The following is a 16,012-nucleotide window of genomic DNA, read 5'->3' on the forward strand; positions in this document are numbered from 1 at the left end:
ATGACGCGCCACGCGCTCGACGTTCAGCACTACACCAATCCGGAGACCTACCGTTTGGAGCAGCAGCGGCTGTTCGGCCGGTTGTGGACATTCGTAGGCTTTTCTTCGCTTGTGTCCGAGCGCAATCAGTTCTTCGCGCGCCAGGTGGCCGGCGTGCCGGTGCTGGTACAGCGCACCGATGCCGGCATTCGCGCTTTCATCAATCAGTGCCCGCATCGCCAATCGGCCATCCAGATCGACAGCCATGGCAAGCGACCGTTGGTATGCCCGTATCACGCCTGGTCGTTCGGGCCGGAAGGCGAGTTGCGTGGGCTGCCCAACCCAGGTCTGTACCAGTTCACCGCTGAAGAGAAGGACGCCATCTGCCTGCGCAAGTTGCATATCGAGCAAGTCGGCCAGCTGTTGTTCGTCAATTTCGCCGAGCAGCCGCTGCCGCTGACCGAACAGTTTTCACCCGAGTATCTGGAGCAGCTCCGCCTGGCGTCCTCGCATCTGGATACGCAGATCATCTATAGCTGCCATCGGGTGCGCTACAACTGGAAGTTGAATATGGAGAACGTCAAGGACTACAACCATGTCCCTTTCGTTCATCCCAAGACCTTTGGCCCGTTGATGACGAGTACGGACAAGGCGGCACGTACGCAAGAGTCCGCACCCGACAATGCTTCGCCGGTGAAACAGCTGCTGCGATCGCAAGCCGTTCCCGCGTTGAGCGAGCTCAGCTTTCCGGTCAAGGCACACATCACCGCGCAAAACAGCTGGTTTCGTGCGCTATGCGATCGCTATGGCGAGGACGAGGCCTACTACAACTGGTTCGTCTACCCGAACGTCAACTTCTGCAGCGTTCGCGGCGACTATTTCCTGCTGCAGCAATACGATCCGGTGTCGCCATCGGAAACCGACTACCATCTTTGGGTGATGACGGCACAACGCAAGCACGAGCGCACCGACTTCACGGCCCTGTTAAGCGATCTGATCCGAGGTGAGCGCACGGTCATTGCTGAGGACACCGCCTTGCTGGAACGCATGCAGGCCGGTTTTGGACCGCACTCCGACCTCATCATGCACGGCGATTACGAGATTCAACTAGTGCGCCAGCACCGTTGGTACCGTGATGCGGTGCTGGAGGACGCGCCGTGACGTCGCTTCTGCTGCTAGGGCAGGACGATGCGCTTGCCCATGCGGTGCGCCTGGCAAGCGCATGTGGATTGGCGCATACCGTCGTTGCGTTGCAATCGGCAGACCGCCACAACTTCGACCTGAGCGAGATTTTGGCTCAGTTTCCGGCGACTGACACGAAAATCTTCGTCGCGCTAGACGCGCGTGCAGTGAACTACACACGCCACAAGCTGATCGCGCAGCTGCGGCTTGCCGGTTATCGACTGGCGAACCTGGTTTCGCCGACGACCATCGTCGACGACGATGTGCGTCTGATGGGCAATGTCTACATCGGGCCCGGCTGCAACGTGGCTGCTGGAACACGCATTGGCGTTGGCAGTTGGCTCGACCGCCAGGTTGTCATCGAGTCCGATGCCCACCTGGGTGCCTGCACGACGATGCATGCCGGCGTCTCCATTGGGCGCGGTGCGGACATCGGGCAAGGCAGCACGCTGGGCAGCGGCAGTATCGCAGGCGCAGGCACCAAGGTTGGTCGACATTGCGAATGGCTGTTGCCAGGTCCGCTGCCGGCCAACCTGCCGGACCGTTCTTTTCACGATGCGCTGATGCCGCAGGGAGCTCGCATTCTATGATTGGCCTGATCATCCGGGCAGCCCCGACGACAGGTTTGCTCACCTACACTTTCTCGAGAATATGTCATGACGCTGGATGAATATCCCCGGATGAGCATCGATCCCAACGGGGACGATCGCATCCTGCGTGAATGCCTTGCTGCCTACGCCGATTCGTATGTGCGCGAGCTAGATTTCTGCGTACCGCAAGAAGCGCGTCGAATTTTGAAAGAGAAAGGCGAGAAGGTGCAGGTGGTGCTGCTCGGCAGCAAACTCTTCGGAAACGTATTCGTACGAGAAGCCGCAGCGCGGGTAGACATTGTTGGCGTGGTCGACGATTACAAGGTCGACAGTGGACATACTTTCCACGGCATCCCGTTTATCAGCTCCGCTACCCTGATCGAGTGGGCCAGTACGCGCCAAATTGTCTGCGTAAACACGTGTCGCTTCGATTACTCACGCCGCTACTTCAAACATCTCGCGCTTGCGCACAAGATCCCTCTGCTCAACTACGAGCAGGCTATCCGCTGGCTAGGCATCACAGCGTGCAGCGATCACCGCGTTAGCGACTGGGGTAGCTACATCGTGCGCAACTTGCCGCGCTTCGATGCTTTGGCTGCCCGCCTTGACGACCCTTATTCGCGTTTTACACTGTTCAGTGTGTTACTGGCGCATTTGACCTGTAACCCGGAGTGGATCCTTCACGCAGCCAAGCCGTATTCGAGTCTGTATTTCCGCTCAGGCCTGTTCGTTCCGGGCTTGAAAGAATGCTTCGCCGACTGCGGTGCATCGATCGCCGAATCGAGCCGCGCCTTTTTAGACAGCGTGGATGGACGATTTGAAAAGATCTGGATGATCGAGCCGGATCAAATCAACGGCAGCACGCTGCAGGAGTTCATTCGGAGCCGGCCTTTACTGAACAGCGATGACGGTCAAATTGAATTGATAGCCTGCGCGTTGGGAGAAGCCGACGGCGAACTGCCGTTTCTGCACGAGGGCGGACACGGTGGCCAACTGGTGTTGGTACCGTCGGGGCAGGCACACTGCCACAACGTCCCAGTGCGCCGTCTGGACGACCTGCTCGATCGCACACCGACACTGATAAAAATGGACATTGAAGGTGCCGAGTTGGGTGCGTTGCGCGGTGCCAGCGCGCACATCGCAAAGGGACGTCCAACTCTGGCGATCTCTGCCTACCACCGCTCTTCGGACCTGCTTGACCTGGTTGACGCAGTTGAAAATATTCGCGACGACTACCGTATCGGCCTACGCCACCACACCGAGGATCGCTGGGATACCTGCCTCTATTTTTATTGAACGATCCGCTTTGCGTATCACTGTCTATTCCAGCCGGAAGCAGTCTGCCTTGGTGGCTGCGTTAATGCATGTCGCGAAGATGGCTTCCAGCCAGGAGCGCTCATGTCGGCAACGGCCCTGCCTAATCCAAGGCCAGAGTAGCCATATGGAACTAAGGACGCGTTTGCCGCAACTCCTATCTGCGGCCACGAATAGGAACTCATCACCATGGCGCTAGCCACCGGCTCCATCGCGCGAGCCAGCATCAAGTATCCGGGCCTGGATCCTGCCAAGACCAAGCTGATTGGTTGGGGCGCGGGGCAGTTTTTCCGCGACTTTTATCCTTGCGTCAGCCAACAGCTGAACTTGCAGTACACCATCTGCCCGCGGCCGGAGAATCAGGGTACGACCGTCCATGGCGTACCAGTCAGATCACCTTCGGCGCTGGAGGAGGAATCGATCGACGATGTGCTGATCGTCATTTTTTCCAATCACTCGCCGGAGGTGATGAATCAAATTGCAAAGGTACATGGTCGTTTCCGTACAGTGCGTGCGGTCGATTACGATCAAGGCAGCATCCCGCTGCTGCAGGAGCTGCAGGACTTCTCCAGCTTGCTACCGGAATTGCAACTATCGCGTCGACTGAAGTCACCAGACACGGGCATTTTCGTGCAGGGACTCGCGTTCGAATTTACGCCATTGGTGCTGGCCTGGAATCGCCTGCGCTTCCCTTGGGCGTATCAGTGCATGGTGACCTGGGACCATCAACCAAGCGCGCTACTCGACCGCTGCCGGCCTTGGCTGGATGCATTGATCCTGGTTCCTCAGCCGGACAATCTTGGCCTGCACTACCGCAATGCGGTGCTGCGCTCCGCGCGCCTGGGCGCCGAGCATCTTGCCGAGCAAGGTATCGAATTTGCGGTGCGGTGCCGTAGCGATAACGTGCTGACCGGCTCAACCAATGACGCCATCAATGCCAACTTTAGAGGTAAACGTAATCAAGGAAAGATCGCAATTTCTTTAGCAGGAGGGTGGCGAAACATCCCGTTCCATTTCACCGAGAAAGCCATGCTTGGTAGGACACAGGACATGCTGGCATTGTGGTCGATGCCAGAGGATCCGCGACCGGCAAATTATGCGGACGACGAATTGTCTCCAATGAACGAACTTGCGCCAAATCGGCATTTTCAAGAACTCAGCCAATACGCCTTCGAATCGTCATTATGGAAGGACTACGCACGCCGGCTTGGATTCCCGGCCGAGACCCTGGTCGATAGCTACCGGTTTGCACAGTCTCGGCTGCTGGCACTGGAGCCGCATCTGAGCTGGTCGTCGTTGAAGTTCGTCCCGTTGTTCAATGTGGCGCGTGACAACAGTTACGGTTTCTCGATGGACTTGTGGAACCGGCTGTTCACCGACAGCGATGCGGTGCTGGAGGCTGCCGAGGCAGTCAGCCGGCTGGATCTCAACTCCACCGATTTTTGGCAAGGCAGAGTCGGCTGAGCCGCCCTCGCCACTCAATGCCATCGGTTGCCAGGAGGCTTCTATGACTTACGCCATCATCATCCCGGCGCGGCGCGACTCCTCGCGTCTGCCCGGTAAACCACTGATCGAATTGGGCGGTGTGCCCATGATCGTGCGTACCTATCAGCAATGCGCCAAGGCCGCGCCGGCCGAGCACATTCTGGTCGCCACCGACTGCGATGTGATTCAACGCACCTGCGAGCAGGCCGGCATCCGCACCTTGATGACCTCAAGCGACTGCCTGACCGGCACCGATCGTGTCGCCGAGGTCGCGCAGCAGCTGGATGTGGATACCTACATCAATGTGCAAGGCGATGACCCACTATTCAATCCGCAAGACGTTCGCTTGCTGATCGATGCGGCGGTAGCGGCGCCGAATGATGTGATCAACGGTTACTGCCCGGTGGCCAACATCGACGAATTCCGTAATCCGAGCGTGCCCAAGGTGGTCGTACGCCCTGACGGGCGCCTGTTATACATGTCGCGCGCGTCGATCCCGATCACCAAGCAAGGCGAGTTCCGGCGTGCCTGGCGGCAGGTGTGTGCGTATGCGTTTCCCAAGCAGGCGTTGCTGGCATTTGCGTCGGTATCTTGCAAGACAACATTGGAAGAAATCGAAGACATCGAGATCCTCCGTTTTCTGGAACTGGGCTTTGAGGTGCGCATGGTGCAGATGAGTGACAAGTCGATTGCCGTGGATACGCCGGCGGACGTGCAGCGCGTGGAGCAGGCGCTGCGCGCCCAGTCGTTAACCGACACGCCAGCAGAGCAGTAATGAACAGAGTAGACAACGATATTCAAAAAGCATAATCGTCGGCCTGCGGTACCGCCGACGCCAGAGAAACCGAACACGCCAACGCCTGCCCGCTGATCGCCATTTTTCTGAGGATATTCGGTCAGTCAGCGCCGCTGGGCAGATCGAAAGAGCCACACGACCACGAAACCGCTCTAGAGCGCCCCTTTGGTATGCTCCGGCGAACGCGCCTGCGTCGTTCGCCGTCTCCAACAGCAAACTCACCTTCCACGAAGCGTAGCTCTAATCCGACTCCGTGAAGTGTGCTGGGCGCCTTCCTAAGGCAGACAATGAAATTCCGGATCAATTACATTGAACTTAAAATACTATTACTCTACATACCAGCGCATAGGACGAATCGTAGAAGTGTTTGAAATCAAATCCCCTGTTTTAATGTTTACAGCAGCCAAAGCATATTGACCCAACGTATTCAGGAGATAATGGTGTGATTGCAAAGGAGACGAAACCACAGCAAATTGACTCCCCACTGTCACATCAACAACAAGATCGGTTTCACTCATACAGACTACGGCCTGTGAAGCATCAAGCCTCAAAGAAGTATGTGTGCACTGCACAGTCCATACGTGTATGTTGGGTGCCGGGACCAGCACCTTGACACTCGCACCAGCGTCCACAGCAGTTCTTAGGCTTCGCAGCGATCCCGAAACAACATTGCCATTTGCATCAGTTTCATATACTAGCGTCCATGCCTTCGAGTTGCCCGCAACCAGAACAAGCACTGTAAAAAGAGCAATTTTCGCAATCATTTTTTGACCTATTGTGGACGTGAGAATACGTATCAGGATTTTCTTACTACTTTTAAACGATTAACTTCGCGAATCGAAAATCTCACCTCACCGTCATTCTGTCAAGCGTGAGCTTGACGTCACAGTCGTTCAATTTTAATTAGAGACTGACAAACCCTATGAGTTACCCCGCCCTCGTCAGCATTGTCATGCCCACCTACAAGCCGCGCTATTTTGCGCAGGCGCTGGATAGCGTGCTGGCGCAGACCTACACGGCATTGGAGCTGGTGATCTGCGACGACAACACCGATGGTGCCATCGAGGCCGTGTTGGCGTCGAGGCTGGCTGACGCCCCATTTCCGATCCGCTACCACCGCAATGCCACCCGCCTCGGTGAACTCGCCAGCACCGTCAAGGGCATCGGCCTGGCGCAGGGCGAGTACGTCAAGTTCCTGCACGACGACGATGTGCTGCAGCCGGACTGCATCGCACAGCTGGTCAGCGCAATGGAGCGCAATCCTGGCACCGTGCTGGCGTCCTCGCGCCGGCTGCGGATCGACGATGACGGTGCGCCGTTGCCCGACATCCTGGCCACCAGCTTCCCGTTCGGCGAGGACGTGCTGATCGACGGGCCGGAGCTGGTGTCGTTCCTGGCCGACCACGCCATCAACTTCATCGGCGAGCCGAGTTGCGTGCTTGCACGGCGCGCCGACCTGGTGGCGCTGGGTGGCGAGCTGATGATGTTGAACGGCAAGGCCATCCACTGGGTTGGCGATCTGGCGATTTACGTCAAGCTGCTGCGTCACGGCAACCTGGCCCTGCTGTCCAGCCCGCTTACGCATTTTCGCGTGTCGAGCGCGCAATTCAGTCAGGCTGGTCGCGATCAGCCGGGCATCGGCGATCAAGGCCACGAAGACCTGCGCGAAGGCATCCGCCAACTCGGCTGGCGGCGCGACAGCGGCGACAATCGCCAGGTGCGCGTCGCGCCGCTCAGCACGCACAAGGCGCGGGTGTTCAAGTCGGTGGATCTGGTCAATGCGCTGATGCAAAGCGCCGGCATGGCCGAGCGCGTGTCGCCGTCCACGTGGTTGGGCGTGCGTCATCCCAGCAACGTGCAGCGCGCACTGATCGAGGCCCGCTTGCGGGCGCATGCGGGCGGCCCGCGGATCGCGGTGATGCTGATCGACAGCAATGGCGATGCGGCAGCGGTGGCCGCAACTCAGGCCAGCCTGGCTGCGGTGGCGTGTTATCGGAATCAGCAGACCTGGGTTTTCAGCAGCTCGCCGCAGCAGGTCGCCGACCACGGCGAGCGCGGTGTGCTGATTGGCCCGCACGGCCTGGCAGCGACACTCAACCAAACCAATGCCACGCAGGAGTCCATCGACTGGGTGCTGCTGGTCGAAGCCGGCAGCCTGTTCACCGCCAGCGGCCTGTTAATGCTGGCGCTGGAGATGCTCGCGCTGCCGGACGATTGCCAGGCCGTCTACGCCGATGAAGTGGTCGCGCTGGACGACGGTCAGCTGGGGCTGGCGATGCGGCCGGCGTTGTATCTGGACATGCTGTTGAGTGCGCCGTCCACGCTGTCGCGGCATTGGCTGTTCCGGCAAGGCACTCTGTTGGCCGATGGCGGATTTCCTACTGGATCAGGCGACGCTTTCGAACTGGATTACCAACTTGGGCTGGTCGAACGCCACGGCCTGGCCTGCATCCAGCATATCGCCGAACCCTTGCTGGTGGCATCGGCCACCACCGCCCGGCACAGCGACGAAGACGAACAACGCGCCATCATCCGCCATCTCGCCACCCGCGGCTATATGGACGCGGTGGTGAGCAGCAACGGCTCCGGTCGTCATGCAGTGGATTATCAGCACGCGCAGCAGCCGCTGGTTAGCATTCTTGTGTTGGTGGATGGACGCCTGGCGCAGGTACAGCGCTGCCTGGAAAGCGTGCTCGCCAATACCGCCTATCCGCACTATGAGTTGCTGTTGCTGGATCGCGGCGACAGCGCCGAGCCGGCGCTACGCGACTGGCTGACGGGCATCGACAACCTGGGCCTGCAGCAGATCCGCGTGCTGCACTTTGAGGGTGAACCTTCGCGCGAGGCGGCCTGCAATGCCGCAGCCGAGCAGGCACGTGGGGACGTGCTGCTGTGGCTGGCAGCGGGCGCGGCAGCGATCAAGGCCGATTGGCTGGCGCAGTTGCTCAACCACGCGCTGCGGCCAGAGGTCGGCGCAGTAGCCGGCAAGTTGCTGCGCGGCGACGGTACCGTGCATCACGCCGGTCTGCTGCTGGGCCTGGGTGCACCGGCAACACGCGCATTCGAAGGGGCCGCGTTCGACGAATCGGGCTACCTGCAGCGGCTGCAACTCGATCAAAACTACAGCGCACTCAGTGGCGAATGCCTGATGCTGCCGCGCCAGCTGTTTCTGGATGCCGGCGGCTTTGCGCAGGAGCCGGCGTTGGCGCAGTGGAGCGATGTCGATCTGTGCCTGCGCCTGCAGCAGGCCGGCTATCTCAATGTCTACGCTGCGCGCGCGCGGTTGTTGATCGACCCGCCCGAAGCGGCGCCGGCCAGCGCTCTCGACGAAGAGGCGATGTACGCACGTTGGCTGCCGGTGATGGCCAACGACCCGGCATACAACCCGGGTTTTTCGCTGGATCCCGGCGCCGGCTTCAAACTGGCCGACCCGCGCGCCAGCTGGCGCCCGTTGCAGTCGTGGCGGCCGCTGCCGAGCGTGATCGCGCTGCCGGCCGATATCGAAGGCTGCGGCCACTATCGGGTGATCCAGCCGCTGCGCGCCTTGCGCGAAGCCGGCATGGTCGAGGGCGTGCTGTTCAACGGCTATCTGGAGATCAGCGAGCTGGCGCGCCAGGATCCCGACGTGGTGATCCTGCAACGCCAGGTCGGCGAGCCGCGGCTGGAAGCGATGCGGCGGATGAAGGCGCTGTCGCGCGCATTCAAGGTCTACGAGCTCGACGACTACCTGCCCAACCTGCCGCTGAAGAATGCCCATCGCGAGCACATGCCCAAGGACATCCTCAAGACCGTGCGGCGCGGGCTGGGCATGGTGGACCGCTTCGTGGTCTCCACACCGGCGCTGGCCGAGGCATTCGCCGGGCTGCACAGCGACATCCGCGTGGCCGAAAACCGCCTGCCGGCACATTGGTGGAACGTATTGCCGGAGCGTTCGCTCGAACGCGGCCGCCGCCCCCGCATCGGCTGGGCTGGCGGCGCCAGCCACACCGGCGACCTGGAACTGATCGCAGATGTAGTGCGCGAGCTGGCCGACGAGGTCGACTGGGTGTTCATGGGGATGTACCCGTTCGCGCTGCGCCAGCACATCCATCACTTCCAGCCCGGCGTGCCGATCGATCACTATCCCGCCGCGCTGGCAGCGCTGGATCTGGACCTGGCGCTGGCGCCGGTAGAGCAGAACCTGTTCAACGAGTGCAAGAGCAACCTGCGCCTGCTCGAATACGGTGCCTGCGGCTACCCGGTGATCGCCAGCGACGTGCGCTGCTACCAAGGCAACCTGCCGGTGACGCTGGTGAAAAATCGCTACCGCGACTGGATCGGCGCGATCCGGGAGCACCTTGCCGACCCGGCCGCTGCGGCGGCAAAGGGCGCGGCATTGCGTGAAGTCGTTCGCCGCGACTGGATGTTGACCGGCAGGAATCTTGATCAGTGGCGTGAGGCGTGGTTGCCGGATTAGCTGGTCAAGTGCGCGGGTGCATGCACTACTGTTAGGACACGTTGTCATCGAAACCAAGCCCGCCGACTCAATCAGCTCACAGCCGCAGAGTTATCGAGTCGTAGCGTCGTTTAGCTACAGTCAAACGAATAGATCAAAAGCCTGGTTGGTCGAGCGCGCGGTTATCAGAACAACGCACCTCATGCCCGCTTGCAACCATGCACACCGACCGTCTCGACTGGTCCTTGCCCGCTCACCGTCGCGGGACCTTACGCGGCATGGATGCCGCGTAAGAGCCTACACGGACGTACTTGCGGCGTGTCCCGCGATGGTGGGCGGGCAAGGGCCCTGCAGCAAACTCGCAGATCCGCCGCCCTGCAATTGATCTATCCGTGCTGACCAACTACATCGGGACACAACAACCCTGGATTGCGAATCGCAGCTTTGTCTATTAGATGCAGTCAAGCTCAGTAGATCGAGGGCGCGGTGCCCTCGCCGCTCGCGGGACACGCCGTGAACCCGTCCTTGGGGGCTCGGTGGCGGCATCCATGCCGCCACACGGTCCCGCAATCGGCGAGGACACCGCACCAGGAAGTTGGTCGGTAGCCAAGTAAAAGGCGGGCCATCTCGCGGGTTGCATTGGCTTGCGAGTACGGGCCGCAACTACAGAGATCCAGCGCATCAGAAGCACGTCATGCATTGCTTACACCCTGCACACCGACTATCTCGGCTGGTCCTTGCCCGCTCACCGTCGCGGGACCTTACGCGGCATGGATGCCGCGTAAGAGCTTACAAGGACGTACTTGCAGCGTGTCCCGCGACGGTGGGCGGGCAAGGGCCCTGCCGCCAAGCCGCAGATCAGTCGCTCTTCGCCAGACAGGCCCGCGTCTTGCTAGACAAACCGGCTGAACAAACGCGCGCCCTGTCGACAAGGCCCGGCTAGAGAAGCACCCGACTCAACAGTAGGTGCCCGCCTCGCTAGCGCAGAGAAAGTTGCGCCCGCAGATCACACTCAGCCCAGCTACGGCAGTCCTCCCTGCCACGGCGCCGGAATCCCGGCGCGGTTTCGGCACGCCGCTTGCATTGGTGTGGATGCCTCCCTGGCTGACCGCACCCATGAGCGATTCCGTTACCTCCATCCTCTCGCAGATCCGCAGCTACCAGACGCAGATGGGCCAAGGCCCCATGGGCGCGGTGGGCGATGCGGCGCGCGGTAATCAGATCCAGGGGCTGGCCGGCACGCAGGGCACCCCGGCCACCCAGGCACCGAGCTTCAGCGAGACCTTGCGCGGCGCCATCGGCGGCGTCAACGAGGCCCAGCAGAAGTCCGGCGCGCTGGCCAAAGCATTCGAAATGGGCGACCCCAGTGCCGATCTGGCACGGGTCATGGTCGCCTCTCAGCAGTCCCAGGTGGCCTTCCGCGCCACCGTGGAAGTCCGCAACCGTCTCGTCCAGGCTTATCAGGACGTCATGAACATGCCGCTGTAAGGGTTAACGACACATGGCACTCGCGATTTCCAAAGAAAACATCAACCAGAACGCCGAAAAGGCCGGGCAATGGTTCGACCGTGTCCGCAGCCTGCAGATCACCCGCAAACTGACCATGATGGCGATGATCGCCCTGGCGGTGGGCGCCGGTCTGGCGGTGTTCTACTGGTCGCAGAAACCCGGCTATCAGTCGCTGTACACCGGCCTGGACGACAAGGGCAATGCCGAAGCGGCCGACCTGCTGCGTACCGCGCAGATCCCGTACAAGATCGACCAGAACACCGGCGCCATCTCGGTGCCGCAGGACCGTTTGTACGATGCCCGCCTGAAGCTGGCCGGCTCCGGCCTGACCGGTAAAGAGACCGGCGGCGGCTTCGAGCTGATGGAAAAAGACCCCGGCTTCGGCGTCAGCCAGTTCGTGGAAAACGCCCGTTACCAGCACGCCCTGGAAACCGAATTGTCGCGCACCATCGGCACCCTGCGCCCGGTGCGCGAGGCCCGCGTGCATCTGGCCATTCCCAAGCCTAGCGCCTTCACCCGCCAGCGTGATGTGGCCAGCGCCTCGGTGGTGCTGGAGCTGCGCGGCGGCCAGGGTCTGGAACGCAACCAGGTGGATGCCATCGTCAACCTGGTCGCCTCCAGCATCCCGGACATGACGCCCGAGCGCGTCACCGTGGTCGACCAGAGCGGCCGCATGCTCTCCATCGCCGACCCCAACAGCGACGCCGCCCAGCACGCCGCCCAGTTCGAACAGGTGCGTCGTCAGGAAAGCTCCTATAACCAGCGCATCCGCGAGCTGCTCGAGCCGATGACCGGCGCCGGCCGGGTCAACCCGGAAGTCAGCGTGGACATGGATTTCTCGGTGGTCGAAGAAGCCCGCGAGCTCTACAACGGCGAGCCGGCCAAGCTGCGCAGCGAGCAGATCAACGACACCAGCACCAGCGCCACCGGCCCGCAAGGTCCCCCGGGCGCCACCAGCAACAGCCCCGGCCAGCCGCCGGCCCCGGCCGCCAACGCCACTGCCGGCGCACCGGGCACCCCGGCCGCTGCCAATGGCCAGGCCGCCGCGCCTGCCGCGCCGACCGAAAGTTCCAAGAGCGCCACCCGCAATTACGAATTGGACCGCACCTTGCAACACACCCGTCAGCCGGCCGGCCGCATCAAGCGGGTGTCGGTGGCGGTGCTGCTGGACAACGTGCCGCGCCCCGGTGCCAAGGGCAAGATCGTCGAACAGCCGCTGACCGCCGCCGAGCTCACCCGCATCGAGGGCCTGGTCAAGCAGGCCGTGGGGTTCGACGCGGCACGCGGCGACACGGTGTCGGTGATGAATGCCCCGTTCGTGCGTGAAGCGGTGGCCGGCGAAGAGGGCCCGAAGTGGTGGGAAGACCCGCGCGTGCAGAACGGTCTGCGCCTGCTGGTCGGTGCGGTGGTGGTGCTGGCGCTGCTGTTTGGCGTGGTGCGCCCCACCCTGCGTCAGCTCACCGGCGTGACCGTGGTCAAGGACAAGCAAGGCAAGGGCGGCAAGGATGGCACTCCGCAGAGCGCGGATGTGCGGATGGTCGACGATGACGACCTGATGCCGCGCCTGGAAGAAGACACCGCCCAGCTCGGTCAGGAAAAGAAAGTCCCGATCGCCCTGCCGGACGCCTACGAAGAACGCATGCGGGTCGCACGCGAAGCCGTCAAAGCCGATTCAAAACGTGTCGCACAAGTCGTAAAGGGATGGGTCGCCAGTGAAGCCTGAAACACCGCCGATGACCGGAGTACAGCGCGCCGCCGTGCTGTTGCTGTCGCTTGGGGAAAGCGACGCCGCCGAAGTGCTCAAGCATATGGACCCCAAGGAGGTGCAGAAGATCGGCATCGCCATGGCCACGATGACCGGCATCTCGCGCGACCAGGTCGAGCGGGTGATGGACGACTTCAACGGCGAGCTGGCCGGCAAGACCTCGCTGGGTGTGGGCGCCGACGACTACATCCGCAACGTGCTGATCCAGGCACTCGGCGCCGACAAGGCCGGTGGCCTGATCGACCGCATCCTGCTCGGCCGCAACACGACCGGTCTGGACACCCTGAAGTGGATGGACCCGCGCGCGGTCGCCGATCTGGTGCGCAACGAGCACCCGCAGATCATCGCCATCGTCATGGCGCATCTGGACAGCGACCAGGCCGCTGAAGCGCTGAAGCTGCTGCCCGAGCGCACCCGCGCCGACGTGCTGCTGCGCATCGCAACGCTGGACGGCATTCCGCCGAATGCGCTGAGCGAGCTCAACGACATCATGGAGCGCCAATTTTCCGGCAACCAGAACCTCAAGTCGTCCAACGTGGGCGGCATCAAGGTCGCTGCCAATATCCTCAACTTCCTCGACACCGGCCCCGAGCAGGGTGTGCTGGGCGAGATCGGCAAGATCGACGCCGACCTGGCCAGCAAGATCCAGGACCTGATGTTCGTGTTCGACAATCTGGTGGACCTGGACGACCGCGGCCTGCAGACGCTGCTGCGCGAAGTCTCCGGCGAGCGCCTGGGCCTGGCCCTGCGCGGCGCCGACACCAAGGTGCGCGAGAAGATCACCCGCAACATGTCCCAGCGCGCCGCCGAAATCCTGCTCGAAGACATGGAAGCGCGTGGCCCGGTACGCCTGGCCGACGTGGAAGCGGCGCAGAAGGAAATCCTCACCATCGTGCGCCGCCTGGCTGACGAAGGCGCCATCAGCCTGGGCGGCGCCGGTGCGGAGGCGATGGTATGAACGACATCGTCACCCGTTGGCTGGCCCCGGACCTGCATATGGCGCCGGCGCTGCCGGAAACCGACTTCGACGAACCGGCGATTTATGAGCCGGTGCTGCGCCCGCCGACCCTGGAAGAGATCCAGGCCATCGAAGACGCCGCCCGTCAGGAAGGTCTGGAGCGCGGGCATGCCGAAGGCTTCGCCCAGGGCCAGTCCGAGGTGCGCCGGTTGACTGCGCAGATCGACGGCATCCTGGACAACTTCACCCGCCCGCTGGCGCGGCTGGAGAATGAAGTGGTTGGCGCGCTCGGCGAGCTGGCCGTGCGCATCGCCGGTTCCCTGGTCGGGCGTGCCTACCAGGTCGAACCGCAGCTGCTGGCCGATCTGGTGCACGAAGCCATCGACGCGGTCGGCAGTGCCGGTCGCGAAGTGGAAGTGCGCCTGCACCCGGACGACATCACCGCGCTGCTGCCGCATCTGGCGCCCAGCAGCACCACCCGCGTGGCCCCGGACCTGAGCCTGAGCCGCGGCGACCTGCGCGTGCACGCCGAAAGCGTGCGCGTGGATGGAACCCTGGATGCGCGCCTGCGGGCCGCGCTGGAGAGCGTCATGCGCAAATCCGGAGCGGGCCTGTGAGCGACGTGTTGGCAGCCACCCCAGCCCCGGCCGATTGGCTGGACGCGCGCAACCTGCGCCTGGCCACGCGCCTGAGCGGGCTGGGACTGGAGCCCACTGCCGGCCGCACCCTGATCCGCGAAGGCATCCTGCGCCGCGCGGTCGGCCTGACCCTGGAAGCCACCGGCTGCGAGGCGCCGATGGGCGCCACCTGCAAGGTCGAAGTCGACGGCGGCTGGGTCGATGCCGAAGTGGTCGGCTTTGCCGGCGAACGCACCTATCTGATGCCCAGCGCCGAGCTGCATGGCCTGCTCCCGAATGCCCGCGTGGTGCCCTCGCGGCGCCGCGGCGGCGTGGAAGTGGGCGAAGGCCTGCTCGGCCGCGTCATCGACAGCGACGGCACCCCGCTCGACGGCAAGGGCCCGATCCGCGGCGAAGGCAGCGTCAGCATGGCCGGCGTGTCGATCAACCCGCTGGCGCGCGAGCCCATCACTACCTCATTGGACGTCGGCGTGCGGGCGATCAACGCGCTGCTGCCGATCGGCCGCGGCCAGCGTGTGGGCCTGTTCGCGGGCTCCGGCGTCGGTAAATCGACACTGCTCGGCATGATGACCCGCTTCACCTCGGCCGACGTGATCGTGGTCGGGCTGATCGGCGAGCGTGGCCGCGAAGTACGCGATTTCGTCGAAACCACCCTCGGCGAAGAAGGCCTGCGCCGCGCCGTGGTCGTGGCCGCCCCGGCCGACCGCCCACCGTTGGCGCGTCTGCATGGCGCCTACCGCGCTACTGCCATCGCCGAATGGTTCCGCGACCAGGGCTTGAACGTGTTGCTGCTAATGGATTCGCTGACCCGTTTCGCCCAGGCGCAGCGCGAGATCGGCCTGTCGGTGGGCGAGCCGCCCACTACCCGCGGCTACCCGCCGTCGGTGTTCGCCAAATTGCCGGCGCTGGTGGAACGTGCCGGCAACGGCGCCAAGGGCCGCGGCTCGATCACCGCCTTCTACACCGTGCTGACCGAAGGCGACGACCCGCAGGACCCGATCGCCGACGCCGCCCGTGCCATTCTCGACGGCCACATCCTGCTCTCGCGTCGGGTTGCCGACAGCGGCCTGTACCCGGCCATCGATGTCGAATCCTCGGTCAGCCGTGTGGTGCAGGACATCGCCGACGACACCTGGCGTCTGCGCATCCGCAAGCTCAAGCGGCTGCTCTCGGCGTATTCGTCCAATCGCGATCTGATCGCCATCGGCGCCTATCAGCGCGGCAGCGATCCGGCCACCGACGAAGCCTTGGCGCGTTGGCCGGACATCGTCGAATTCCTTGGACAGGACGTCCACAAGGCCGCCCACCTGCCCGACAGCCTGTCCGCGTTGCAGCGGCTGGTCGAACCCGAGAACTAATCC

Annotated in this window: 12 protein-coding genes; 11 read left to right on the forward strand and 1 reads right to left on the reverse strand. The window is 62.8% G+C overall.

Going from position 1 to position 16,012, the window contains the following annotated elements; all coding sequences use genetic code 11:
• The 5 genes from AC1PLU_RS11885 (at position 1) to AC1PLU_RS11905 (ending at position 5,325) form a co-directional block, all read left to right on the forward strand.
• The gene (locus AC1PLU_RS11885; RefSeq protein WP_481106325.1) at positions 1-1,140 is read left to right on the forward strand and encodes an aromatic ring-hydroxylating oxygenase subunit alpha; all 1,140 of its coding nucleotides are present in this window, start codon (positions 1-3) and stop codon (positions 1,138-1,140) included.
• A gap of 68 nt (positions 1,141-1,208) precedes the next feature.
• On the forward strand, positions 1,209-1,751 hold the full coding sequence (locus AC1PLU_RS11890) for an LbetaH domain-containing protein (protein WP_481106326.1): 543 nt from the start codon (positions 1,209-1,211) through the stop codon (positions 1,749-1,751).
• A gap of 66 nt (positions 1,752-1,817) precedes the next feature.
• The gene (locus AC1PLU_RS11895; RefSeq protein ID WP_481106327.1) at positions 1,818-3,047 is read left to right on the forward strand and encodes an FkbM family methyltransferase; all 1,230 of its coding nucleotides are present in this window, start codon (positions 1,818-1,820) and stop codon (positions 3,045-3,047) included.
• A 207-nt stretch (positions 3,048-3,254) separates the two neighbouring features.
• Positions 3,255-4,529 carry a hypothetical protein gene (locus AC1PLU_RS11900; protein ID WP_268211650.1) on the forward strand — a complete coding sequence of 425 codons (1,275 nt, stop codon included), beginning with the start codon at positions 3,255-3,257 and terminating at the stop codon, positions 4,527-4,529.
• A gap of 43 nt (positions 4,530-4,572) precedes the next feature.
• Positions 4,573-5,325, forward strand: a complete 753-nt coding sequence (locus tag AC1PLU_RS11905; protein WP_481093168.1) for a 3-deoxy-manno-octulosonate cytidylyltransferase — start codon at positions 4,573-4,575, stop codon at positions 5,323-5,325.
• A 347-nt stretch (positions 5,326-5,672) separates the two neighbouring features.
• Here the strand turns inward: AC1PLU_RS11905 and AC1PLU_RS11910 are convergent, their stop codons facing one another.
• A complete protein-coding gene (locus AC1PLU_RS11910; protein WP_184408581.1) occupies positions 5,673-6,110 on the reverse strand; it encodes a hypothetical protein in 438 nt (145 codons plus the stop codon).
• 188 nt (positions 6,111-6,298) lie between these two features.
• On the opposite strand from AC1PLU_RS11910, the gene AC1PLU_RS11915 reads away from it, so the two are divergent.
• From AC1PLU_RS11915 to fliI, 6 genes are all read left to right on the forward strand, one after another.
• Positions 6,299-9,802 carry a glycosyltransferase gene (locus AC1PLU_RS11915; RefSeq protein WP_481106328.1) on the forward strand — a complete coding sequence of 1,168 codons (3,504 nt, stop codon included), beginning with the start codon at positions 6,299-6,301 and terminating at the stop codon, positions 9,800-9,802.
• 1,095 nt (positions 9,803-10,897) lie between these two features.
• On the forward strand, positions 10,898-11,269 hold the full coding sequence (fliE, locus tag AC1PLU_RS11920) for a flagellar hook-basal body complex protein FliE (protein ID WP_006449786.1): 372 nt from the start codon (positions 10,898-10,900) through the stop codon (positions 11,267-11,269).
• Positions 11,270-11,282: 13 nt separating this feature from the next.
• The gene (gene fliF / locus AC1PLU_RS11925) at positions 11,283-13,013 is read left to right on the forward strand and encodes a flagellar basal-body MS-ring/collar protein FliF (protein WP_481106329.1); all 1,731 of its coding nucleotides are present in this window, start codon (positions 11,283-11,285) and stop codon (positions 13,011-13,013) included.
• Positions 13,014-13,023: 10 nt separating this feature from the next.
• Entirely contained in the window at positions 13,024-14,013 is a 990-nt protein-coding gene (gene fliG, locus AC1PLU_RS11930) for a flagellar motor switch protein FliG (RefSeq protein ID WP_006449784.1), read from the forward strand.
• On the forward strand, positions 14,010-14,630 hold the full coding sequence (locus AC1PLU_RS11935; RefSeq protein ID WP_481093166.1) for a FliH/SctL family protein: 621 nt from the start codon (positions 14,010-14,012) through the stop codon (positions 14,628-14,630). The genes fliG and AC1PLU_RS11935 overlap by 4 nt, the downstream gene beginning before the upstream one ends.
• The gene (gene fliI, locus AC1PLU_RS11940; RefSeq protein WP_006449782.1) at positions 14,627-16,009 is read left to right on the forward strand and encodes a flagellar protein export ATPase FliI; all 1,383 of its coding nucleotides are present in this window, start codon (positions 14,627-14,629) and stop codon (positions 16,007-16,009) included. Before AC1PLU_RS11935 ends, fliI begins: the two co-directional genes overlap by 4 nt.
• Positions 16,010-16,012 lie beyond the last annotated feature (3 nt).

The organism is Xanthomonas sp. NCPPB 2933 (assembly GCF_056725225.1).

Bases quoted from the DNA above. Each gene is read 5' to 3' on its own strand.
- fliG (WP_006449784.1), top strand. From the start codon at position 13,024: ATGACCGGAGTACAGCGCGCCGCCGTGCTGTTGCTGTCGCTTGGGGAA.
- AC1PLU_RS11895 (WP_481106327.1), top strand. From the start codon at position 1,818: ATGACGCTGGATGAATATCCCCGGATGAGCATCGATCCCAACGGGGAC.
- fliF (WP_481106329.1), top strand. From the start codon at position 11,283: ATGGCACTCGCGATTTCCAAAGAAAACATCAACCAGAACGCCGAAAAG.
- AC1PLU_RS11885 (WP_481106325.1), top strand. From the start codon at position 1: ATGACGCGCCACGCGCTCGACGTTCAGCACTACACCAATCCGGAGACC.
- AC1PLU_RS11935 (WP_481093166.1), top strand. From the start codon at position 14,010: ATGAACGACATCGTCACCCGTTGGCTGGCCCCGGACCTGCATATGGCG.
- AC1PLU_RS11915 (WP_481106328.1), top strand. From the start codon at position 6,299: ATGCCCACCTACAAGCCGCGCTATTTTGCGCAGGCGCTGGATAGCGTG.
- AC1PLU_RS11910 (WP_184408581.1), bottom strand. From the start codon at position 6,110: ATGATTGCGAAAATTGCTCTTTTTACAGTGCTTGTTCTGGTTGCGGGC.
- AC1PLU_RS11900 (WP_268211650.1), top strand. From the start codon at position 3,255: ATGGCGCTAGCCACCGGCTCCATCGCGCGAGCCAGCATCAAGTATCCG.
- AC1PLU_RS11905 (WP_481093168.1), top strand. From the start codon at position 4,573: ATGACTTACGCCATCATCATCCCGGCGCGGCGCGACTCCTCGCGTCTG.
- fliE (WP_006449786.1), top strand. From the start codon at position 10,898: ATGAGCGATTCCGTTACCTCCATCCTCTCGCAGATCCGCAGCTACCAG.